Raw genomic sequence first — 839 nt, 5'->3', positions numbered from 1 at the left:
TGAATATTTATCAATCAAAGATCGGTAAATAACTGTTTGACGGCTTATGATGTATGACCATCAGACCGTTGACACTGTGTTTATTCTATATAACTAATAAAATCTAGGTTTAGCGATAAAAATTTTATTAACTAAAAATCTATAATAGCGCTTATATCTTCTGTATAACTTGCATACGTTTGGATACTAAGCCTATAAATAAGGGCATTATACGTGCTTTTCAATCTATTGAATACAATAGGCTAATATATCGCAGCGTTGTTGCACAACTTTATCTGGCAGAACTTCATTGATATCTTAAAAATACGAATAAATATGTTATTTATCAATAAACTGACAGCACGAAAAGGCAACACCTCAGTGTCACCCTCAAATCATTATTTGTCACACTGTATTTATAATTTTCAATATTTTATAATTTCGATACCAATGCTTATTGCCAAGCTTTAATCAAAAATAGCAAAGCAAATATAAAGATTGAACAATAAATGGAGCTCATATTGAGAATTGAACTCAAGACCTCTCCCTTACCAAGGGAGTGCTCTACCGCTGAGCTATATGAGCATACTTTTAACAACTACAGTAGACAATCGCTCGATTGCACTAAAAAAAATATCACGATACAGCAATAATAACTGACTGTCGTGATGAGTAGTAATGGTTTGTTCGATGGTACATATATGGAGCGGGTGGCGGGAATCGAACCCGCGTCATTAGCTTGGAAGGCTAAGGTGTTACCATTATACCACACCCGCATTTACTCTTATCTGGGTTGACTCTAATAGAAAGTCATATGTTGATAAGGAGTATGCTTGGCGCTAAGACAAACTTAGAAAAAT

The 839-nt window shown here is 34.3% G+C and carries 2 tRNA genes; both read right to left on the bottom strand.

Annotation, left to right across the window (positions count from 1 at the left end):
• Positions 1 to 489 precede the first annotated feature (489 nt).
• A tRNA-Thr gene (locus ACMHKH_RS01685) sits at positions 490 to 564 on the bottom strand.
• Positions 565 to 681: 117 nt separating this feature from the next.
• Positions 682 to 755, bottom strand: a tRNA-Gly gene (locus ACMHKH_RS01680).
• Positions 756 to 839: the final 84 nt, after the last annotated feature.

Origin of the sequence: Psychrobacter glacincola (genome assembly GCF_965118485.1) — a bacterium.
GTDB lineage: Bacteria > Pseudomonadota > Gammaproteobacteria > Pseudomonadales > Moraxellaceae > Psychrobacter > Psychrobacter glacincola_D.
This window is presented reverse-complemented; position numbering and strand designations above follow the sequence as displayed.